Annotated in this window: 21 protein-coding genes and 1 pseudogene; 11 read left to right on the forward strand and 11 right to left on the reverse strand. The window is 50.6% G+C overall.

What is annotated here, in order from left to right; all coding sequences use genetic code 11:
- Positions 1 to 31 precede the first annotated feature (31 nt).
- The 5 genes from J0A68_RS00820 to J0A68_RS00840 form a co-directional block, all read right to left on the reverse strand.
- The gene (locus J0A68_RS00820) at positions 32 to 280 is read right to left on the reverse strand and encodes a DUF6952 family protein (protein WP_206576280.1); all 249 of its coding nucleotides are present in this window, start codon (positions 278 to 280) and stop codon (positions 32 to 34) included.
- Positions 261 to 572 carry a thioredoxin family protein gene (locus J0A68_RS00825; RefSeq protein ID WP_236021316.1) on the reverse strand — a complete coding sequence of 104 codons (312 nt, stop codon included), beginning with the start codon at positions 570 to 572 and terminating at the stop codon, positions 261 to 263. The genes J0A68_RS00820 and J0A68_RS00825 overlap by 20 nt, the downstream gene beginning before the upstream one ends.
- A 6-nt stretch (positions 573 to 578) precedes the next feature.
- Positions 579 to 1,211: a peroxiredoxin gene (locus J0A68_RS00830; protein WP_206576281.1), complete on the reverse strand. Its 633-nt coding sequence runs from the start codon at positions 1,209 to 1,211 to the stop codon at positions 579 to 581.
- 462 nt (positions 1,212 to 1,673) lie between these two features.
- Positions 1,674 to 2,945 (reverse strand): serine--tRNA ligase, encoded by a 1,272-nt coding sequence (gene serS / locus J0A68_RS00835; protein WP_206576282.1) that lies wholly within the window; start codon positions 2,943 to 2,945, stop codon positions 1,674 to 1,676.
- A 36-nt stretch (positions 2,946 to 2,981) separates the two neighbouring features.
- Positions 2,982 to 3,752 (reverse strand): hypothetical protein, encoded by a 771-nt coding sequence (locus tag J0A68_RS00840; protein WP_206576283.1) that lies wholly within the window; start codon positions 3,750 to 3,752, stop codon positions 2,982 to 2,984.
- Between the two features lie 76 nt (positions 3,753 to 3,828).
- On the opposite strand from J0A68_RS00840, the gene J0A68_RS00845 reads away from it, so the two are divergent.
- The 11 genes and pseudogenes from J0A68_RS00845 (at position 3,829) to J0A68_RS00895 (ending at position 15,496) form a co-directional block, all read left to right on the forward strand.
- Positions 3,829 to 4,806: an isopenicillin N synthase family dioxygenase gene (locus J0A68_RS00845; RefSeq protein ID WP_206576284.1), complete on the forward strand. Its 978-nt coding sequence runs from the start codon at positions 3,829 to 3,831 to the stop codon at positions 4,804 to 4,806.
- Between the two features lies 1 nt (position 4,807).
- A complete protein-coding gene (chrA, locus tag J0A68_RS00850; RefSeq protein ID WP_206576285.1) occupies positions 4,808 to 6,007 on the forward strand; it encodes a chromate efflux transporter in 1,200 nt (399 codons plus the stop codon).
- 81 nt (positions 6,008 to 6,088) lie between these two features.
- Positions 6,089 to 6,754, forward strand: coding sequence for a CBS domain-containing protein (locus J0A68_RS00855; RefSeq protein WP_206576286.1), 666 nt, complete (start codon positions 6,089 to 6,091; stop codon positions 6,752 to 6,754).
- Between the two features lie 89 nt (positions 6,755 to 6,843).
- Positions 6,844 to 7,719 (forward strand): NAD kinase, encoded by an 876-nt coding sequence (locus J0A68_RS00860; protein WP_206576287.1) that lies wholly within the window; start codon positions 6,844 to 6,846, stop codon positions 7,717 to 7,719.
- Between the two features lie 90 nt (positions 7,720 to 7,809).
- The gene (gene porG, locus J0A68_RS00865) at positions 7,810 to 8,571 is read left to right on the forward strand and encodes a type IX secretion system protein PorG (protein ID WP_206576288.1); all 762 of its coding nucleotides are present in this window, start codon (positions 7,810 to 7,812) and stop codon (positions 8,569 to 8,571) included.
- An 81-nt stretch (positions 8,572 to 8,652) separates the two neighbouring features.
- Entirely contained in the window at positions 8,653 to 9,390 is a 738-nt protein-coding gene (uppS, locus tag J0A68_RS00870) for an undecaprenyl pyrophosphate synthase (protein ID WP_206576289.1), read from the forward strand.
- A 7-nt stretch (positions 9,391 to 9,397) separates the two neighbouring features.
- Positions 9,398 to 12,094 (forward strand): BamA/OMP85 family outer membrane protein, encoded by a 2,697-nt coding sequence (locus J0A68_RS00875; protein WP_206576290.1) that lies wholly within the window; start codon positions 9,398 to 9,400, stop codon positions 12,092 to 12,094.
- A 90-nt stretch (positions 12,095 to 12,184) separates the two neighbouring features.
- The gene (locus J0A68_RS00880; RefSeq protein WP_206576291.1) at positions 12,185 to 12,715 is read left to right on the forward strand and encodes an OmpH/Skp family outer membrane protein; all 531 of its coding nucleotides are present in this window, start codon (positions 12,185 to 12,187) and stop codon (positions 12,713 to 12,715) included.
- 13 nt (positions 12,716 to 12,728) lie between these two features.
- The gene (locus tag J0A68_RS00885; RefSeq protein WP_206576292.1) at positions 12,729 to 13,280 is read left to right on the forward strand and encodes an OmpH/Skp family outer membrane protein; all 552 of its coding nucleotides are present in this window, start codon (positions 12,729 to 12,731) and stop codon (positions 13,278 to 13,280) included.
- A gap of 57 nt (positions 13,281 to 13,337) precedes the next feature.
- Positions 13,338 to 13,642, forward strand: a pseudogene (gene trxA, locus J0A68_RS00890) (thioredoxin).
- An 819-nt stretch (positions 13,643 to 14,461) separates the two neighbouring features.
- Positions 14,462 to 15,496: a hypothetical protein gene (locus tag J0A68_RS00895; RefSeq protein ID WP_206576294.1), complete on the forward strand. Its 1,035-nt coding sequence runs from the start codon at positions 14,462 to 14,464 to the stop codon at positions 15,494 to 15,496.
- 142 nt (positions 15,497 to 15,638) lie between these two features.
- Here J0A68_RS00895 and J0A68_RS00900 read toward each other — a convergent pair whose 3' ends face one another.
- The 6 genes from J0A68_RS00900 to nqrF form a co-directional block, all read right to left on the reverse strand.
- Positions 15,639 to 17,177 carry a pseudouridine synthase gene (locus tag J0A68_RS00900; RefSeq protein ID WP_206576295.1) on the reverse strand — a complete coding sequence of 513 codons (1,539 nt, stop codon included), beginning with the start codon at positions 17,175 to 17,177 and terminating at the stop codon, positions 15,639 to 15,641.
- 123 nt (positions 17,178 to 17,300) lie between these two features.
- Positions 17,301 to 18,119 carry an N-acetylmuramic acid 6-phosphate etherase gene (gene murQ / locus J0A68_RS00905; protein ID WP_206576296.1) on the reverse strand — a complete coding sequence of 273 codons (819 nt, stop codon included), beginning with the start codon at positions 18,117 to 18,119 and terminating at the stop codon, positions 17,301 to 17,303.
- Positions 18,120 to 18,204: 85 nt separating this feature from the next.
- On the reverse strand, positions 18,205 to 19,047 hold the full coding sequence (locus tag J0A68_RS00910; RefSeq protein WP_206576297.1) for an N-acetylglucosamine kinase: 843 nt from the start codon (positions 19,045 to 19,047) through the stop codon (positions 18,205 to 18,207).
- Between the two features lie 3 nt (positions 19,048 to 19,050).
- Positions 19,051 to 19,278 (reverse strand): cytochrome b5 domain-containing protein, encoded by a 228-nt coding sequence (locus J0A68_RS00915; RefSeq protein WP_206576298.1) that lies wholly within the window; start codon positions 19,276 to 19,278, stop codon positions 19,051 to 19,053.
- The gene (locus J0A68_RS00920; RefSeq protein WP_206576299.1) at positions 19,278 to 20,429 is read right to left on the reverse strand and encodes a formimidoylglutamase; all 1,152 of its coding nucleotides are present in this window, start codon (positions 20,427 to 20,429) and stop codon (positions 19,278 to 19,280) included. The genes J0A68_RS00915 and J0A68_RS00920 overlap by 1 nt, the downstream gene beginning before the upstream one ends.
- 83 nt (positions 20,430 to 20,512) lie before the next feature.
- On the reverse strand, positions 20,513 to 21,814 hold the full coding sequence (nqrF, locus tag J0A68_RS00925; RefSeq protein WP_206576300.1) for an NADH:ubiquinone reductase (Na(+)-transporting) subunit F: 1,302 nt from the start codon (positions 21,812 to 21,814) through the stop codon (positions 20,513 to 20,515).
- Positions 21,815 to 21,912 lie beyond the last annotated feature (98 nt).

The following is a 21,912-nucleotide window of genomic DNA, read 5'->3' on the forward strand; positions in this document are numbered from 1 at the left end:
TCCTTTTTAATAAACCCTAACACTAAATTAATCATCTGTCGATCGAGCCGAGGACCTTCTTCATGAAGGCGTTTCCGGCGTCCTTTTCCGACATTCCCTCAGCGACCATTTCGTGTACTTCGAGTGCGCCGCAAAGGTTGGAGATCAGCTCTCCGATCACGTCGATCTCCGGCTCTTTCAGCGAAGGTGCCTCGGAGATGACCTCCAAGACTTCCAAGGCCGTCTCGATCTGTTCTGGCGTACAGCTACGCTGGATCGTCTTAATTACCGGCAACTTCATGGATCAGAGCTTTTAGCTGGTCTTCTTTGTTGGTTTGGATCTGGTTGAGGAGCTGACCGCCCTTGAAGGAGGCGAAAGTCGGCAAGTTGTTCACTTGGGCCAATTTTCGGGAATTGGGGAATTTCTCAGCGTCAACCAGGACAAATACTGCTCCGGCATTTTCTCCGGCCAGTCTTTTGAACTTGGGCTTCATGATGCGGCAGTTGCCACACCAGCCGGCAGAGTACTGCACCACGACTTGGTCGTGCTGCGCTACCAGCTCCTGCAGGGTATCTTCGGTCAGTTCAATCATGATCTATCAATTGTTTGACAAGTAGTTCGCAACGCCTTCGTTGGTAGCCTGCATGGCTTCTTTTCCTTCCTCCCAGTTGGCAGGACATACTTCGCCAAACTTCTCCACGTGCAGCTGCGCGTCTACGATTCTCAGGTATTCGTCGATGTTTCTTCCCAATGGAAGGTCGTTGATGGACTCGTGACGTACGATGCCTTCCTTGTCGATCAGGAAAGTACCTCTGTAGGCCACAGGCGCACCTGCAAAAGACCACAGACGGGACTCAGCGTCGAAAGAATATTCGCCAGCAAGTACTCCGTAGTTTAGGGAGATAGTCTTAGCAGCGTCAGCCAGGATCGGGTAGGTCACACCTTCGATCCCGCCTTCTCCCTTGGCAGTCATCAACCAAGCCAGGTGAGTCTCTTCGGTATCTGTAGAGCAGCCGATCACGACGGTGTCTCTTTTCTCAAATTCTGCCAATTTGGCCTGGAAAGCGTGAAGCTCAGTAGGGCAAACAAACGTGAAATCTTTTGGATAGAAGAACAGGACCACATTTTTCTGGCCGATGTACTGCGCCAAGCTGAAGTTTTCTACGATCTCTTCTCCGTTGATTACCGCTCCTACCGAAAATGCTGGAGCCTTTTTTCCGACTAATGCCATGTTTCTTTGTTTTGTTGAAAATTTGATAGGACAAAGCTAGCCATGGATTCGGTATTTGTAAAAAAACGGAGCTTGCATTGGCGGTTTTGAAAAACCCCTAAAACAGAACATTATTCTGTCATGAACGACCCAGCCGATGTTTTGACACTCATTTTAAAACAAACAGGCCTCCACAAAATACCCGCAACGGATTGCGTGCGGCAGAAAAAATTAGGGATTGATTTACTCTATCGGGGATGAGAAAAAGCTATCGGCGCGGCCTAGGACCGCCGCCCCGTTTTTGGTCACCGCAGGGAGGCACGACGAAGCAGTCTTTGTGAGAGTCAAATGGCTTAGGTGAACGCTGATGCCAGCCTCGGCCTGTTCAAAAAGACTGCATCGTGCCTCGCAGTGACGGCATCACCACTTCCCTCGATAGATCTATGAAGGAAGTGATGATACCCTCTCTTGCTTTGGGACAAACTAAATTCTGTCAAAACCGAGGTAGGAGTGGAGCACCTTGGGCATGAGGATGCCGTCCGGGGTCTGGTTGTTTTCCAGGATGGAGGCCACGATTCTCGGCAGAGCCAAGGCAGACCCATTCAGCGAGTGCGCCAGGTGGGTTTTCTTGTCTTCCCCACGGAATCTGAGCTTCAGACGGTTGGTCTGGTAGGTCTCAAAATTTGACACGGAGCTCACCTCCAGCCAGCGCTCCTGCGCGGCAGAGTACACTTCCATGTCGTAAGTCAGCGCAGAGGTAAAGCCCATGTCGCCTCCGCAGAGTCTCAGCACGCGATAGGGTAGCTCCAGCTTTTGCAATAGACCCTGCACATAAGCGCTCATGCTCTCCAGCGCCTCGTAGGATTTGTCCGGATGCGTGATCTGCACGATCTCCACTTTGTCAAACTGGTGAAGGCGGTTCAGGCCTCTGACATGTGCTCCCCAAGAACCCGCCTCCCGACGAAAGCAAGGTGTATAGCCTACGTTTTTGATCGGAAGCTCTGCCTCGGATACGATCACGTCCCGATAGAGATTGGTGATCGGCACCTCTGCGGTCGGGATCAAATAGAGGTTGTCTGCCGTGGAGTGGTACATCTGCCCTTCCTTGTCCGGCAATTGGCCCGTACCGTAGCCGGATTCCTCATTGACCAAGATCGGAGGTTGCACTTCGGTAAATCCCTGCGCCAATGCCTCGTCCAAGAAGAAATTGATCAGCGCACGCTGAAGACGGGCACCTTTCCCCTTGTAAACCGGAAAGCCAGCACCGGAGATTTTCGCGCCCAAGTCAAAGTCGATGATGTCGTATTTTTTGATCAGCTCCCAGTGCGGCAGCTTGCCTTCGAAGAGGCTTGGGGTCGCTCCGTTTTCCAACACCACCTCATTGTCCTCGGCGGATTTGCCTGCGGGGACGGAGGTGTGGGGTACGTTGGGAATGGTATAGAGCAGCGTCTTGAGCTCCTCCTCGACTTTGGAATACTGCTCCTCCAAGGTCTTGATTTGCTCCTTGATCTCGCTGGTACGCTCCCGAATGGCGATGGCTTCGGTCGCCTTTCCTTCCTTCATGAGTTGTCCGATCTGCTTCGAGATGGTGTTTGCTTCCGCCTGCAGCTGATCGCGCTGCGTCTGCGTGGACTTTCTTTGGTCGTCCAGTGTAATGACCTGAAGTAGAAGATTGGCTGCATTGTGGATGTTCCTTTTTTGCAGGCCGGCTAGCATTCCGGCGTAGTTTTCCCGGATTTGGTTGACTAGAAGCATGAAGAAATCTTGATTTAGGTGTCCAAAGATAAGGACTTATCGGACATAGACGGTTTTGGTGACCATGGAGAATGGGCCCTCCAGCTCTTTGCCGCCAGTCCACAGGAGGCGCACATTTACCTGATAATCCCCTTTCGGCAGGTTGGTGAGGCGGACCGGCGCCATGTGGTCGATCTCGTAGGAGTAGTCATTGACCTGGATTTGGACTTTGAGTCCGTCCAGCTTCATATCTCCTCCCAGCACCAAAAAATCGATCACGAGCTCCTCACCCACGGCGAGGTTTTGGGAATTTCGGGGCAGGTTGACCGCCAGATAGGGCTCGGCGGAATAGGGAAAAGGCCGCGATTCCCCCACGATAAAGTCCCGGTCCACGTAGTTGCCAAAACTCTTGAGCGCATGGCCTTCGTCATCCACCAGAAAACCCACGACACGATAGGTCCCCTCGGTCAGCTCCCGCTGGAAAATGGTGGAATAGTAGCCGACCGGATCGCCACCGTTTAGGATCATGTGCAGCCTGGGCTTGTCCCCGGTCACTTCGCCAAAAGGGTAGTTTTTGCTGTTGAACTCGAAAGGTACTTTTCCGGGACGGAAAACCTGGTTTCCCAAGGGAGTATGAAGCTCCAGGATCGCATCGGGAAAAGCTGCCGAGTCACCGTACTGATAAAACGCCACTTTCGGCGCTTCCGCATCCGTAGCCACGGAGTCCTTGAAGTCGTCCACCACGGATTCGTTTATCTTTTTCCTGTCTTCAGCACAGCCCATCCACAGCAGGCAAAACAAAATCGGTAAAAGGAGGATTTTCTTCATTTGGCGACCCAGATTGAGGCTAAAGATATTTATTTTTGAAGAAATATATCGGTGCATAAATCTTAACACTAAACAAATGGACATCCTCTTTGATGAAATTCCAAGCCTGGATCTGGCGGACTTTACCTCCGGCACTCCCGAGCAAAAAGCCGCTTTTGTGAAGAAACTGGGGGAAGCCTACGAGAATATCGGTTTTGTGGCTGTAAAAAACCACGGACTGTCCAAAGACCTGCAAGACAGGCTCTATCATTCGATCAAGGCTTTTTTTTCCCTGCCGGATGACATAAAAAAGAAGTACGAAAAGCCGGAAATCGGCTATCAGCGCGGCTACACCGGCAAGGGCAAGGAGCACGCCAAGGGACGAAACACCGGAGACCTGAAGGAGTTTTATCACGTGGGACAGGAGCTGGACCTGATCCCCGACACGGACACGGTAAAAGGCGAGTACCCCGAAAACCTCTGGCCGGCTGAGATCAGCGAGTTCCAAAAAGACGCCATCGAAGCCTACCAAACCCTCGAGAACGCCGGCAAAGCCATGCTTCGCGCGATTGCGATCAACCTGGAGCTTCCGGAGGATTACTTTGAGGACAAGGTCGCCTACGGCAACTCGATCCTGAGACAGATCCACTACTTCCCCATCGACAATCCCGACGAAGTGCCCGCAGACGCGGTACGTGCCGCCGAGCACGGCGACATCAACCTGATCACCCTGCTCATGGGGGCCAGTGCAGACGGCCTTCAGGTACTGCGAAAAGACGGCAAGTGGATCCCCATCACGGCACTCCCCGACCAGCTCGTGGTCAATGTGGGCGACATGCTGGAGCGCCTGACCAACAAAAAGCTCAAGTCCACCATCCACCGCGTGGTCAACCCGCCAAGGGAACTGATGCACACCAGCCGGTACTCTATCCCTTTCTTCATGCATCCACGGTCCGAAATGGACCTCACCTGCCTCCCCAGCTGTGTCGATGAAAACCACCCCAAACAGTTCGCGGATGCCACCGCGGGAGAATTTCTTGATGAAAGACTGCGCGAATTAGGATTGAAGAAGTAAGATGTCGGTCCGCAAAGTCCGATACTATGTATTTCTCAAAGATGTCCTGGCGCTCTCCGTGACTGCTTTCGGAGGGCCCCAGGCTTTTTTGGCTATGCTGCTGGAGCGGATGGTAAAAAACCGGGCCTACATCTCCGAGGACGAGCTCTGGGAGCTCAACGCCCTCTGCAACATACTTCCCGGCCCCTCCTCCACCCAGCTGATCTCTGCCATCGGATTTCGAGTAGGCGGCCCAAACCTGGCCTACCTGGCGCTCTTTGTGTGGATTCTTCCAGCCACGCTGCTCATGACGGCCACGGCCGTTTTGATCCAGTTTTTGCAGGAAAACACCCCCGGCGCTCTGGGCTTTGCGAGGTTTATCCAGCCCATGGCCATCGGCTTTATCATCTTTGCTGCGCAAAAGACCATTTCCAAGATGGTCAAAAGTACCGAAGCCATGATCCTGATGCTGATCTCGGCATTCGTGTCTTTCTTCTACAGCTCCCCCTACATCTTCCCCGTGATGCTCGTCCTCGGCGGACTCAGCACCTCCATCAAGTACAAAAACCAACCCAAGGCAGAAGAGGACAAGAGCCTGGAGATCAAGTGGGCTAACTTCTATCTTTGGGGAGGTGTATTGATCCTGGCCGCGGTAGCCGGTGCGATCACCAACTACCAGCCTATCTTGCTCTTTGAGAACTTCTACCGAAACGGCAGCTTGATCTTTGGCGGAGGCCAAGTGCTCGTCCCCTACCTCTACACGGAGTTTGTGGACTTTAAGCATTTTCTGAGTTCGGAGGAGTTTCTTACTGGCTATGCGATTTCCCAGGGCATACCCGGGCCGACTTTCTCCATCTCATCCTACGTGGGGGCTCTGTCGATGCGGGAGTTTGGGCTGACCGGATTTTTGGTAGGAGGCTTGGTCTCTGCGGCGGGGATATTTCTTCCGGGAATCTTCCTGATTTTCTTTGTGATCCGCTTTTGGGATCAGCTGAAGCTCTACCGCCCCGTGCGCGCAGCCCTTGAGGGGATCAATGCCGTATCCTGCGGGATGCTCATCGCCGCAGCCTACCTGCTCTTCGAACCGCTCGAAGCAAATGCCCTGCATATCTTCTTCATCCTGGGTACCTACTCCCTGCTGCAATTCAGCAAGATATCCTCACCGATGATCATCCTAGCCGGAATCGGGCTGGGCATCCTGGCCAACTACCTCGGCCTCTAATTGCCCGGATTTGGGACGAAAGGGAACAAGAATAGGATGAAAAGCGTTTTGAGTTCTAAATTCATTTCCTAAATTTCTTCCATGCAAGCCTACGAATTCATCAACAGTCTCATACCACCCCTGAAGCTCAGCGATCGCGCGGGGATGGCTTTGGCTTGGATGGAGGAGATCCGCACCGACTGCCTGCCCGTGGCTGACCAAGGCCGGTTCTTGGGATTCATAGGCGACGAGGTGATCTTTGAGCTCAATGACCCCGATCAGCTGATCGGTACCATCGAGCTGGAGGCGGGCGCTTGCTGGGTGTACTCGGACAAGCACATCTACGATGTCCTGCGCGTCGCCTCGGAAAACCAATCCAACCTCGTGGCAGTACTGGACCGGGAAAACAGCTACCTCGGCGTGATCTCCATGGAGGATGCGATTGCGGCCTTTGCCGACAGCCTCTCGATCAAATCCCAAGGGAGTGTGCTGATCCTTTCCATGAACATGACCGACTACCTCCTTTCGGAGATTTCCCGGCTGGTGGAATCAGAAAACACCAAGATACTCAGCTCCTTCATCACCAACGACCCCCTGGACAGCGACAAGATCAAGCTGACCCTTAAGCTTGACAAGCCCGAGCTTAGGCACGTCAAGGCGACCCTGGAGCGCTTCGGCTACCGGGTGATCGACCACTATCAGGAAGAGACCGGCATCAGCGGAGAAGAAGACCGAATCGGTAACTTGCTGAGATTTTTAGATATTTGAGGCATGAAATGCCTATGACAACAGCCAATCCCGCAATGAAACATCAGGTAAGGCATTCCATGTGACCGCTACAAAACAATTTTAATCACATGAAAATAGCCTTGCACGGCCTCTCCTTCAAAGCCGAATACATTTTTCACATCGAACGACTATTTCAGGAACTTGAAGCCCACCAGATCGAAATCCTGGTGACCGAGCCCATGGATCGGGCGCTGAAGATGCTCGGCAACAAACACCTCACCTACTGGCTCATCGAAAACGAACAAGACCTGGAGTCGGCGGACTTCATGATCACCATCGGGGGAGATGGCACCCTGCTGGACGCTGTTTGTCTCGTTGGCAAGCTGGAGATCCCCATTCTAGGTTTGAATACCGGCAGGCTGGGCTTTCTCGCCACCGCAGCCACGGACCAGATCGGCGAGGTCATCGACAACCTGGCCAGCGGCAACTTCCAGATCGAATCCCGCTCGCTGATTTCCCTCGACTGTAGCCGCAGGCTGTTCAACGGGATCAACTTTGCCCTGAACGAATTCACCATACACAAGCGCGACACCTCCTCGATGATCACCGTCCATACGTATATCGACGGCAAGTACCTAAACTCCTACTGGGCGGACGGACTGATCGTCTCGACCCCTACCGGATCGACAGGCTACTCCCTGAGCTGCGGAGGACCACTGATCACCCCCACGACCAAGAGCTTTGTGATCACCCCCGTCAGTCCGCACAATCTGAACGTGCGCCCGATCATCGTCTCGGACGATTCGGAGATCAGCTTTGAGATCGAGGGCCGGTCTGAAAAATTCCTCATCTCACTGGATTCCCGCTCCACTTCCATCTCTTCGGAAGTAAAACTCAGCGTGAAAAAAGAGCTGTTTTCGGCAAAATTGGTCAAATTGCCTCACTTTCATTTCTTTGATACCCTGAGGCAGAAGCTCAACTGGGGTCTTGACATGAGAAACTAAAAAGAGTACAATTAGGGGTTAACATTAATTAACCCGTTAAATACCAAGCGACGTTTTTTAAACGTTGGGTACTTCATAACTTGCACCGTCTTGAAAAAGGTCAATTTTAAGATTATCAGACACTTACTTGTTTTTATCCTCGTTTTGACCGGGTATTTGATCCCGGCCAATGCCCAGGAATACGAGATAGGTGGAGGCCTCGGCGTCGGAACGTACACCGGGGATATTATCCGAAAAGTTGACCCCCGTCAGATTGGACTTCAAGGCACGTTGTTTGGCAAGAGAAATTTTGACAATGTGTGGAGCCTAAGGGTAGCCATCAGCTCCTCCATCCTACAGGCGGAGGACAGCCTGCGTCCCTTGGATCCGGCAGCCCGAGTCAGGGATGGGAGATTCCGTGGCGGGGTGATCGAAGCCAGCGCGGTGATGGAGTTCAATTTCCTGGATTTCCTGGGGAAAAGCTCCGAGTTTCGCTGGTCTCCCTACGCCTTCTTTGGGCTCGGATATGCGCACTTCATGATGAAGGGCAACACCTACGCTTACCTGCCTTCGGAGAAATACAACCTCGGTTCTGTGGTCATCCCCTTTGGCGGAGGCGTAAAATACAAGCTCAACGACCGATGGACTTTGGCCGGGGAGCTGGGCTTCAGACCGACTATGACCGACTACCTGGACAAGATCGACAGCAGCCTCCCGGCTATCCCGAGATATGCTCCTCCAGCCGATCCCAACACCGGACAAATCCCACCGTATGGGATCAATTTTGGCAATCCCAACACCAAAGATTGGTACTACTTCATGGGGCTTACAATCAGCTATACCATCTCCAATGTAAAGTGCTTCGCCTATTAATAAATTGAGTGCTAGGCCTGATAATTGGAAAAGAAATAGCATTTTTGTACCTCCAAAAAAGTAGGTACCCAATCCATTGGAATGAAGGAAAGACTAGACCTAACCAAAATCCCCAAACATATTGCAATCATCATGGACGGCAATGGCCGATGGGCCAAGAAGAAAGGCGCCATGAGAATCTTCGGGCACCGGCACGCCATCCAAGCGGTGAAGGATGCCATCGAAGGAGCAGACAACCTGGGGGTAAAATACCTGACGCTATTTTCGTTTTCCACCGAGAATTGGTCCCGCCCACAGGACGAAGTAAAGGCCCTGATGGAGCTTTTGGTCAAAACCATCATCGACGAGATCTCCCTGATGATGAAAAACAACGTCCGCCTGATCTCTATCGGCGATGTGGAGAGCCTTCCCCGTTCGGCCCAAGAAAAGCTGGAAGAGGCCAAAAGGCAAACCGAAACCAACACCGGAATTACCGTACTTCTGGCGCTCAGCTACAGCGGCCGGTGGGAAATCGCCCAAGCTACCAAACACATTGCCCAAAAAATCTCCGAGGGAAAACTGAAACCCGAAGACATCACCCAGCAGACTGTCGCTGATCACCTGAACACGGCCGGGATACCCGATCCCGAGCTCATGATCCGCACCAGCGGGGAGTATCGGATCAGCAACTTCCTCCTCTGGCAGCTAGCCTACACCGAACTGTACTTTACTCCGGTGCTATGGCCGGACTTCAGGATGGAACACCTCTATGCCGCAGTCGAAGACTACCAAAAGCGCGAAAGAAGGTTCGGCAAGACCGGCGAGCAAGTTAAATCTTAAGTAATTGATGAAAAGAAGTTTATTGATTCTGTGTTGTTTGATATGGTCTGCATCGGCCTATTCCCAGATCCGTCTGGGCCAAAGCCGCTACGCCTCCCAAAAGCCTGTCAACATTCTGGAGCTGAACTATGCAAAACCCCAGAAATTCAGAATTGCCGAAATCAAAGCGGTGGGGCTCTCCACCTTGGATGAGATTGCGATCATCTCCCTGTCCGGGCTCAAAGTAGACGACCGGATCGATGTGCCTGGGGACGCCATTTCCAATGCCCTGAAGAAACTCTGGGGGCAAGGCATCATCGGTGACGTCAAAATCCTGGTCACCAAGATCGAAGGAGACGACATCTACCTCCTCCTGGACCTTACCGAGAGACCGAGGTTTTCGCGGGTGGAATTCTCCGGCATCAACAAAACCCAAGAAGGCGAGCTCCGCGACAAGGTCAACATCCGCGGGCGCGTGGTACGGGACGACGTCCTGAACACCGCCAAGCGCAACATCGAAAAATACTACCTCGACAAGGGCTACCTCAATACCGATGTCAAGATCTTCCAAGACCGCGACACCACCCTGCCCAACAGTGTCAAGCTCCGCTTTGACATCGCCATCAACTCCAAGGTAAAAATCAACGAAATCCAGTTTCACGGCAACGAGGAACTGAGTGACCGAGCCCTGAAGGGCAAGATGAAAAAAACCAAGGAACATGCCAGGGTAGCCGTATTCAAGGATCTCTACACCCGGGCCACTGACGCAGACGCGTCCAGCATCGCAAACAGCGTGCTCCACACCGACTCAGCCTCCGCTGACGATGTAAAAAACTACATCAGCAAAAACTTTAAGCTCAACTTTTTCGCAGGGTCAAAATACATCCCCAAAGAGTATCGTAACGACAAAGACGCGGTCATCAACTTCTACAACAGCCGAGGCTTCCGCGACGCCAAAATCCTCAACGATTCGGTTTACAACTTCTCCGAGGACAAGATCAACATCGACATCGATGTGGTCGAGGGCCGGAAATACTACTACCGGGATATCACCTTCTCGGGCAACTACATCCACCCCGACGCAGTCCTGCTCGCCAGGCTGGGTATCCAAAAAGGGGATGTGTACGACAAGGAAAAGCTGGACAAGCGCCTCAACTATGACCCCCAGCGCGGGGACGACGTGAGCTCCCTGTACCAGGACGACGGCTACCTATTTTTCTCCATCGATCCGGTGGAAGTCAACGTCTCCGGCGACTCCATAGACTTGGAAATGCGGATCTTCGAAGGTCCTCAGGTGACGGTAAACAGCGTAAACATCAAAGGAAACGAGCGGACGTCCGACCACGTGGTCATGCGTGAGATCCGGATTTTGCCCGGGCAAAAGTTCAACCGAAGTGCCTTGGTAAGAACGATCCGCGAACTCTCCACCCTGGGCTATTTTGACCCGGAAAAGATCAACCCTGACCTCCGACCAAACTTTGAGGCGGCAACGGTGGATATTACCTTCGAACTGGAAGAAAGACCCAATGACCAAATCGAGCTCTCCGGTGGATGGGGAGGATTCTATAGATTTGTAGGTACTGTCGGCCTGGTGTTCAACAACTTCTCGGTGAGAAATATCGGGGACTTCAGCAAGTGGGATCCCCTGCCGGTGGGTGACGGACAGAAGCTTTCCCTCCGGGTACAAGCAAACGGAAGAACCTTCCAGAACTACTCCATTTCCCTCACGGAGCCATGGTTTGGCGGGAAAAAGCCCAATGCGCTGAGCTTCTCCTTCAACCACTCCGTGCAGCGACAAGTTGATTTCATCAACCAAGCCAATTTTGGAAACGAGCTTGGATACTTTAAGATCACTGGAGTCACGGTGGGACTCGCCAAGCGTGTGACGTGGCCGGATGACAACTTCAGCATCAGCAACTCCCTGCAGTTCCAAAACTATGAGTTCGACGAATTCGGGACTTCATTTGGTCTGAGCTATCCAACCGGTACTTCAAAAAGTATCACCTGGAATACCACCATCGCCAGAACCAACATAGACAACAATACCTTCCCTCGGATGGGCTCCAACATCATGTTGTCCGCCGCTTTCACTCCTCCCTATGCGTCTTTGAACAAAAACATCAACGACGAGTCTCCAGACCAGGAGAAGTACAAATGGCTAGAGTACCACAAGTGGATGTTTGATGCCTCCTTCTACACCCCGATCTTCGGGTCTAGCAAGTGGGTAGCCAGTGCACGTGCTCACATGGGCTTCCTGGGTTCTTACGGCAACAAGATCGGCATCATTCCCTTGGAACGCTTCGTAATGGGTGGGGATGGTATGACCTTCAACAACTTTGCCCTCGGCCAGGAGATCATCGGCTTGAGAGGCTACGAAAACCAAACAATTACACCGGGACGTGAGACTAGAGGGCAGGAAAATGCAGATCCCTACGGCGGGGTGGTGTACAACAAATTCGTGACAGAGGTTCGATTTTTGGTCTCTCCAAATCCATCCGCAACCATCTTCCTGTTGGGTTTTGCCGAGGCTGGAAACAACTGGGGATCCTACAAGGACTACAATCCCTACGACCTGAAGAAGTCCGCAGGCTTTGGCGCGAGGATCTTCATGCCGGCATTCGGCCTTCTGGGGATTGACTGGGGATACGGCTTCGATGCGGTTTCTCCCTCACTGGAGCGCAGCGGCCCTCAGTTCCACTTCACAATTGGCCAGCAGTTCAGATAATCTTGTGAGCAGTGATTCGTTTAGTTAATTTATGCAAAAAATGAAGCGCAATCGCCCGACTTCAAATGCCACTGAAAACAAGACGGACACATGGATAAATCACTGAAAATTGTACTTTTGCTGCTCATTCTGCTCCAGGCAGGCCCTTTGGCAGCCCAAAAGTTTGGATACATCGATTCAGAATATATCCTAAACAAGCATCCGGACTACAAGGTCGTCCAGGAAGAGCTCGGCAAGCTGAGCTCGGATTGGAAGAAAGAGGCACAGAGTTTGGATCAGGAGATCAAGGAACTCACCACCCAGCTCAAGGCGGAGGAGGTCCTCCTGACCGAGGAGATGTACCAGCAGCGGCTGGAAGAGATCAAAGCGAAGCAGAAGGCCTCGCAGGAGTTTAACAGCCGGATCTTTGGCATTGACGGGATGTATTACCAAAAGCAGGCAGAACTGCTCCAACCCCTCCAATCCAAAATCTACGACGCCATCGAGCGGGTGTCGAGACGAAACAATCTGGCGGTCTTGTTTGACAAAGCCGCAGGCCCTTCGGCTATTATTTATACAGATCCAAGACACGACTACTCCGAGTTTGTCCTGGAAGAATTGGGAATCGAAAAAAACAATTAAATACAAACACCAAATGATGAAAGTAAAAGTTATCCTAGCGGCAGTAGCGATGCTATTCGTAGGATTTGCAGCTCAGGCCCAGGAAATAAAAATCGGCTATACGAGCGTGGAATTTATCATGGACCTGATGCCAGAGATGGAACAAATCGGGGCTGATATCAAAGATTACGAAACCCAACTGCAAACCAATATCCAGACTAAGGTGGCGGATTTTCAAAGGCAAGTGCAAGCCTATCAGCAGGCGGCTCCTACCATGACTGAGGAAGCTAGAGCTACCAAAGAACAGGAACTTGGAAAATTGGAGCAGAATGTACAAAAATATCAGCAGGACGCCCAAGTATCCTATCAGCGAAAACTCGGCGAGTTGCTGGAGCCGGTTCAGACCAAGGTAATCAACGCGATCAACGCCGTAGCTGCCGAAAACAACTACACGCACATTTTCGCGGAGACCGCAGGCCAATCGCCTATCCTGCTTTACACCAAAGAAGAAGACAAATTCACCGAACTGGTACTGGCCAAGCTAGGCCTGAAGATGCCAACTGATCCGGCAGGCACAAATCAATAACCACTAGTACCCCTGAAAAACCGACTTCTCACCGAGTCGGTTTTTTTGTTTCCATCCATGCCAAAAAGAAACCCCAAGGACCTGATCAGCCAAAGCCTAGAAGCGGTGCTGGTCGACTTTTATGCTGACTGGTGTGGTCCCTGCCAGACGATGAACCCCGTTTTGGAAGAGGCACTGGCAGAGCTTGGCGGCAAGATCAAGCTGCTCAAGCTCAACGTGGACAAGCATCCGCAACTCAGTCAGCAATTTGCCATCCGCTCCATCCCGCACTACATCCTCTTCAAGCGGGGCAAGATACTCTGGAGAAAGGCGGAGTCCTGGCCAAACGGGAACTCGTGCAGCAGCTCAAGGGAGATGGTTAGTTTCTGCTGAGTCCACGAAAAAAATTGTTTTCTTCAATAGTGAAGCTTTTTACAACTACTACACATCCTTTCGAACTTTCATTTAGCCGTCTTCAATGTTGTTTTGAGCCCAAAAAAAGCTAGAAATAAATTTTGAGAAAGATCAAACTATGATCTACACCGAAAGGGTATTGCTTTTCCAAACATGAGAACTTCATTAATGCAATCAGTGTCTTAGATACCAAGCGAAACTACCCCCATATCTGCAGACGCAGTACTTTATTATTCATCACACCAAAAAAGAAGGCGAGTTCATCAGAGTGTTGTTTGAGAATTTTGGCTTGACATTGGGGACCGTTCCAGCAGCGGCCAACTAACAACCACTTGTGCCCTTGTAAACCATCTCTTATCCTAGTCAGACTTTTTGGCTAAACCATGTTTAAAGCCGCCAAACGAGTTGATCAGCAAAAATCAAGATACAATTCAGATCGGCTTTTACGCAACTGCTGTGGCCAATACCAAACCAATAACTCTGATTAAAAGATGAGCTAGCTAAGATTGGCGAAAAGTCAAACTACTTGATCTTAACATACGAAACCACTGATACCTCAATCTGCTAACCATCATCGGTCAGTACCAAAATCCATCCTAGCGACATAAAATTGTACTAGCTACAATATATATAACTATTCCAGTTTTTTTTTATCCTTTCAAGCCAACTTTTTGGATTTATTTAATTATACCATACTTAATATTTTTTTTCTTTAACTTACTCTTGTATTTACAAACTAATATGTTGTATATTCCGAAACAAATTCTTTAAACAAAAATACAAGCACTATGAAAAAACTATCTAGCTTCATTGCTCTCTGCATTTTCTTCTCAGGGTGTCAAGAAACTTTTGAAACTCCGGATGTCTCTATTTCTAGCCAACTGGAGTTTAAATCCTTTGATACAGTAGAAGAATACGAAGACTTCATTGAAAACTCAGAGTCTGAGTTTCATACCAGATTTTCAAATGACTTCTCCAAACTAATAGGAGAAAACAAGTTACTAAGAATAGGCTCACAGTACATAAAGTTCAATTTGGAGAACGACTATGTACTACTTACCGAAAACAAAAACAAAATTGCACTTCTGTCTGAAGAAAATGTTGATGATCCAGAAATAAACATTTATAGTGCTTTCGATGATTTGCTAACTTCAATCGAAGATGGAAAAATATCCGGCTTTAAAAACTTGGATGAAGTCCATAGATACAATCAAAAAATGATAGGCAAATACAGACTTCAAGAGCCTACAGACAAAAAGGGGATCTTAGATTTGGTTTCTTTCCAGTCAGCCTTTACATTCCCTGCATTATCACTCAATGGTCCATATTACATTCCGCATCCAGAAAGACCGTTTCAAAATTCTACTGGACCTAACCAATTTACACCATCTTGGGGGGAAATCACGCCATTCAGCAATACCAACAATAGCTGGAGATTTATTGACTTCGTAACTTCAGGGACCTGCAATCAAGCTGCCTTTTTCGATATAACCTATATTCGCGCAGCAGTCTATTTTGAACTTAAGACTGAGCTTACGTATTTGAGAAATGATGTAGAATACAGTAACTCATCCCTTTATCTTTTTAATGATTTCTATTATGAGAGAAGGAAGACTTTTGGATCAAACATAAAAGTTAGAGATTCAAACAGCGCAAGCGGCGCAAACACTTCGAAAATTGGTAAAGCAATCTATGCTGGTTCTAAAGGTCTTGAGGAGTGGTGGACTCAATCATATTATATCTATGATAATATGCCTGGATGTGTTTCTACTTCAGTTACAAGTCGACGCATTAACATTCCGGTTTTAGCTAGAAGCTACTAATTATATTTTTTTCTTTTTTAGTTAAATCCGGGAGGGTGCTCCTTCCGGATTTACATTTTTCCGAAAGAATCTGTATTTAGCTATGATCAGATTAGACTGTCTTCTAAATGTCAAAGCTATTTATGAGACAGCCTCTTTTATCTTAAGTAAAATATTTCAAGCGGATCACTTCCTGCTCGGTGAGGAAGCGGTAGTGGCCACGCTTCAGGTCTTTCTTGTCCAGTCCTGCATACATCACACGATCCAGACCGATAACCTCATAGCCGAGGTGGGCAAAGAGCCTCCTGACGATGCGGTTTCTGCCTACGTGGATTTCCAGGCCAAGGATCGTCCGGTCCTTTGACAGCACCTGCATGTCGTCGACTTGCACGTCACCATCTTCTAGAGTCAAGCCTTCCAGGATTTCCTTTTCGTGGTTTTGGGTCAGCGGCATGTCCAACGTCACTTGGTAGATCTTTTTCACCTCGTTGGACGGATGGGAAAGTTTCGCCGTCAGCTCCCCGTCGTTGGTGAAGAGCAATAGTCCGGTGGTATTTCTGTCCAGTCGTCCCACAGGGAAGATCCGCTCTTCGCAGGCACTTTCCACCAGGTTCATCACCGTCTTGCGCTCCATGGGATCGTCGGTGGTGGTGATGAAGTCCTTGGGCTTGTTCAGCAATACATAGACGGGTTTTTCAGGATTGACCTTCTTGCCTTGATACACGACCCGGTCGGTCTTGCGGACTTTGAATCCCATCTCGGTCACGACCTGGCCGTTGACCGTGATCAGGCCCTTGGCGATCAAGTCATCCGCCTCGCGTCTTCCGCAGATCCCTGAGTTGGCGATGAACTTGTTCAATCGCAGCAGGTCCGACTCTTCTTTTCCCTTGGTCTTCCGGGCCGGAAGCGCGTCAAAGTTGTAGTCAGGTCGATCCGGGTTCAGCTCCTGGCGATTGGGCCTGTTTTTGCCAAAGCCACGCTTTTCGGATTTCTCCCCAAAAGACTTGGGCTGCTCCATCCCAAAAACGGGCTTCTGGTCACGGCCGCGGCCTTTGTACACCAGTCGCTCTCCTGATTTTGGCCCGGAGTCTTTGGCAAAATCCTTTTTGAAAGAGGGCTTCTCGCCGCCTTCCTCTTTGTTGAATTTCTTGTTTGGGGAAAAGTCGTCCTTTCTGAATCGCTCGGGCTTGTCACCAAAGGATTTTCTCGGGAAATCTCCGCCTTCCCGCTTTTCAAATTTCTTTCCGGAGAAATCATCTTTCTTAAACCGGTCCGCTTTGGCTCCAAAGCTCTTTTTTGGAAAGCCTGAGTCGTCGCGCTTGTCAAATTTCTTTTGGAATCCCTCCCCTTTGTCAAAGCGCTTGTCGCCAAACGAACGCTTGCCGGAGTCCTTGGCATCATAGCGCTTGCCAAAGCTGGGTTTGTCCGTGCCCTTGTCGTCGGAGTTGAAGAATCTGCCCTTCGGCTTGTCTCCATAGGACGAGCGGCCTTCGGACTTGAAGTCGGGCTTTTTGCCGAAAGCAGGCTTGCCATAGGCATCGTCCTTCTTTCCAAAGGACTTCCCTTTGGGAGAAAACTTGCCTTCCCCCTTCTCATAGCGGCCTCCCTTGGGAGAAAAATCGGATTTGCCTTGGGACTTTGGGGAGTCGGAGTCTTTGCCTCCCTCGCTGAAAAATGGCTTTCTAGGGTTGTTCTTTTTCATAAGTATGCAGCATCACTGCTGTAGTTTGTGGTGAATAATAAGCTACTGACGTTCAAACGCTTATTTGGGCTGCAAAGATACGCCCAAAGAAAAGAAAAATCGCTATGCGTCTCAAAAGTTTATTTAAGATCCAGCCTGATTCTTGTAATAATATTCTGTGGCATTGCGAACAGAACCCTGGGAAAGCACCAATTCGTTGGCGGCTGGGTAGTCGAGGCCCGTCGCCTCCATCACCATTTTGGTAGCTCGGTCGACCAGCTTGACGTTCGAAAGCTGCATATCGACCATCTTGTTGCCTTTCACTCTCCCCAGCTTGATCATCACCGAGGTAGAGATCATGTTCAGCACCAGTTTTTGCGCAGTGCCGGATTTCATCCGCGTACTTCCCGTCACAAATTCAGGCCCTACCACCACCTCGATGGGAAACTCCACTGCCTTTGCCAGCGGGGAGTCCGCATTGCAGGTAATGCAGCCGGTGAGCAGGCCCTTTTCCCGTGCCGTCTTTACTCCACCGATGACATAGGGAGTCGTACCGGATGCCGCAATGCCAACGACCGTGTCCAGCTCCGAAAAACCGAAAGCCTGGATGTCCTTCCACGCCATCTCTGGGTTGTCTTCGGCGTTTTCCACAGCCTTGCGGATCGCGGAGTCTCCCCCTGCGATAATCCCTACCACCCAGTCGTGTGGAACTCCATAGGTCGGAGGACACTCGGAAGCATCCAGGACACCAAGGCGGCCGCTGGTCCCAGCGCCAATGTAAAACAGCCTTCCTCCCTCCCGCATCCTTGGCACGATCTGGTCAACCAAGGCCGAAATGGCGGAAATTTTCTCCTTTACAGCCGGGGCTACCTTATGATCCTCGGCGTTCATGTTTCGCAGCAATTCCAGCGTGTCCATTGACTCCAGGTTTTCGTAGAGGGAGCTGGTTTCAGTGACTTTCATTTCTCGATAGGTTAGATGTTCTGGATCAACGTGATTCCCTGGCTGGAGTGGGCCTTTCACTGCGAAAAGCCCTCCTTTTAGGATTTTACAATTTTTCCTGGTGGTATAGTGTCAACCCCGCGATGGGGCTCTCGATGATGATGTTGACGTGGATTCCCGAGTCGGCGGCAGCGTTGCGGAGAATATCGCTGTTGTAGTAGGCGATCGACCCTACAAAGTTGGCCGTCTTTTGCTGAAAATCCGGGTATTTGAAGATATGCTTTGCAAAAAAATCCTTGAAGGAATTGTAGTACAACCCGTAACAATAAGGATCCGATTTGTTTTCGGTGATGAAGCGGCAAAAACTGGCCATATACCGGCTAGGAAAGGGCTGACGGTAGACATGGTCTTGGATGATATCTTGGGTGATATGAAAGCGCGCGATGGCAGCCTCACGGATGTGCCCGGGCATTTCCTCATGGATGAAGTCAGTCAGGAACTTTCTTCCCACATAGCAGCCCCCTCCCTCGTCTCCGAGGATATAGCCCGCCGCGGGACGGGTGGCGATGATACTTGCACCGTCGTAGTCACAGCTGTTGGATCCAGTACCTAGGATGCACGCGATGCCTGGCTGGTGCCCACAGGTCGCATGTGCTGCGGCGGCGAGGTCATGGTCTATGTGGATTTTGGCCTGTCCAAAGATAGTCGACAGCGCCCCGGCTACCTCGGCCTTCCTGTCCGGCGCAGAGCATCCCGCACCGTAGAAGAAAATTTCCTCGATCTCATTTTCCAGATTGATCAGAAAGTCATGGCGCATCTGTATCGCCATCTCCTCCGAGGTCATGTAGTAGGGATTGAAGCCCACGCCACGATGCTGGCTGATCTTGCCATCCCGGTGGATCACTCTCCAGTCCGTCTTGCTGCTACCGCTATCTGCTATTAATATCATGTGCTATGCTAGTTGGCCTATGGCCACAAATTTCTCAAAAACCTTCTCTGTATGCGGCGCGTCCGCCAGCTCCTCTGTCAGGTCCTGCCCTGCCCAGTGCTCGTAGTGCATACCTTTTTTCCAAAGCCTGGACTCGCTCACATCGTAGATCATACCCCGATAGGCCACCCATATCTCGGGCCTATCCTGGCCGTTTCTCAAAGCCAGCTGCTGCAGCGTATAGCTCTTCATCAATACAGCTTGATCTGGGCATTGATCCAGCGCTCGGGGATTTCCCCTTTCTGGGCGACCAAGTAGTCGGAATAGCTGCAGGGCACCGTACTCACCCGGTCATACCTCCCAGTTTCGTTGTGCGGAATCTCCATCCACCACTTGCCGCTTCGCTTGCTTTTGTAAAACACCAAGGTGTTGGGTTTGGTATCCAAAGACACCGTGTATTTGATGTAGTCCGCACTCTTGAAGGAAAGGCTGTCCTTTCGGGAATAAAAGCCCTCGACAAAGTACCAGATCATCACCGCCGCGACTTTCGCAGTCTTGTTGTTGGCGTCGTCGAAATAAGGATCATAGCCATACAGCCCAAAAGAGCTCAGTTTTTCGTTCATGCCCGCAAACCAACAGATCTGACAGGCCTCCTCCCCACTCAGTCCAAAGGGCTGGGCATCCACTGCACCGGGGGCATCCGCAGACTGCACCGCGCTGAGGTCAAAGCTCAGCAAGTCCGCATCCCGGATCAGCGGCTCCGTTTCCTTAAACTTGTCCCGCAATTGTCCCAAACGGACATGGTCGAAGTAGAGTTTTTCCATGACGTTGATCAGTGTAGGATCCACGAGGAAACTCTGATAAGCCAGGTGGGTGTAGGAAAACAGAAAATTGGGCTGATGGAGCACGATCTCCTGCGTGTGCCGGTCGTCCTCCGGGCCAGCCTCCTCCATATCCACCTTGGCGTCGACCGTCACCATAGTCACCAGCTTCTTCATCTTCTGGTAGGACAGATACTGCCCGTAGTCCAGGTCATGGGATCCACCGAAGAAGATCGGAAGGATTTGGTTTTTCATCAAAAACTCTCCTACCTGTCGGATGTTTTGATAGGTATCGTTGAGCGAGTCCCCGGAAATCAAATCCCCCAAATCAGCGATGCGATAGGGAACCATGCCTTTTTTCAGCTCGTAAAGCTTTTCCCTGATCTCGCTGCTGCCGCGCTCGATACTCTCGGACTTTTTGGATCCGCGGCTTTCCTTGATGCCTACTAGGGCGATCTGGATTCCTTTCAGGTCGGGAAAATCCCCACGATGAGTGCGGATCTGATGACAAAAGGAGTTTTCCGAGTACTTTTTCTCAAACAGAAAATCCGCAACCGGATCGAAAAAAGACTGAATATTCATAGCGTGGTGATGGGTGTTTAAAAGTAAACAAAAATGGTACTAAACTAAAAAATCCCGCCGAAGCGGGATCTTTTGTGAAATTTTTATCCTCCGAAGTCATCGAAGCGGATATTTTCTTTAGGAATGCCCAGGTCATCGAGCAACTTGAGCACCGCGGCGTTCATCAAAGGAGGCCCGCAGAGGTAGTACTCGATCTCGTCTGGCTCAGGGTGGTTTTTCAGGTAGTTGTCGTACAGCACCTGGTGGATGAAGCCCACGTATCCGTCACCTTCGTCATCCATGGATTTTTTCACTTTCCAGTTGTCCTCAGGAAGTGGCTCGGACAGACCGATATTAAACTGGAAGTTAGGAAATTCTTCTTCGATCGCGCGGAAATGAGGAACGTAGAACAGTTCCTTTTTAGAGCGTCCACCGTACCAGTAAGACACTTTTCTACGGGTCTTCTCAGTGTGGAAAAGGTGGAAAATCTGCGCTCTCAGCGGAGCCATACCTGCACCACCGCCGATGTAGACCATTTCTCTATCGGTAGGATTGATGTGGAATTCTCCATAAGGACCTGATATGGTCACCTTGTCGCCCGGTTTTCTGGAGAAAACGTAGGAGGAGCAGACCCCTGGATTCACATCCATCCATCTGTTGTTGGCGCGATCCCACGGTGGAGTCGCGATACGGATGGTCAGCATCACGATGTTTCCTTCCGCTGGGTGGTTAGCCATGGAGTAGGCTCGGAAGAGAGGTTCGTCATTTTTCATGACCAAGCTCCACAGGCCAAACTTATCCCAGTCGCTCTTATACACGTCAGCAGGGTGACCCAATTCCGGATGCGGCGTGATGTCCATATCCTTGAAGTTGACGGTGATCGCAGGTACGTCGACCTGGATGTATCCGCCGGCTTCGAAGTGGAGGGTTTCCCCTTCCGGAAGTTTTACTTTGAATTCTTTGATAAAGGTGGAGACGTTGTAGTTGGAGATGACTTCGCACTCCCACTTCTTGATACCGAAGATCTCCTCTGGTACGCGGATCTTCATGTCTTGCTTCACCTTCACTTGGCAGGCCAATCTTACATTGCCTTGCTGCTCGGCGCGGCTGAGGTGACCGACCTCGGTAGGAAGGACGTCGCCACCGCCGTCTTCGACCACGCACTTACACATGGCGCAGGTTCCGCCTCCGCCACAGGCTGACGGAAGGAATATCTTCTGATTGCTCAATGTAGACAGCAAACTGGATCCGGCAGAAGCCACGATCGTATTGTCACTATCTCCGTTGATCACAATCTTGACATCTCCGGAGTTGACCAGCTTGGACTGGGCAAAGAGGAGAATGAACACCAGTAGCAGGATGATCACCGTGAATGCTACAATGGAGGTAATAATTACTGAACCCATGAAATTTTGATTTTACTTTTTCGTCTGGATTGAACCCGTTTTGGGAGCACAAATATATTTATTAATCCAGAAAACAGGCCAAACAAAAACAATTTTGA

The organism is Algoriphagus oliviformis (assembly GCF_017254915.1).
In the GTDB taxonomy this organism is placed as follows: Bacteria; Bacteroidota; Bacteroidia; order Cytophagales; family Cyclobacteriaceae; genus Algoriphagus; species Algoriphagus oliviformis.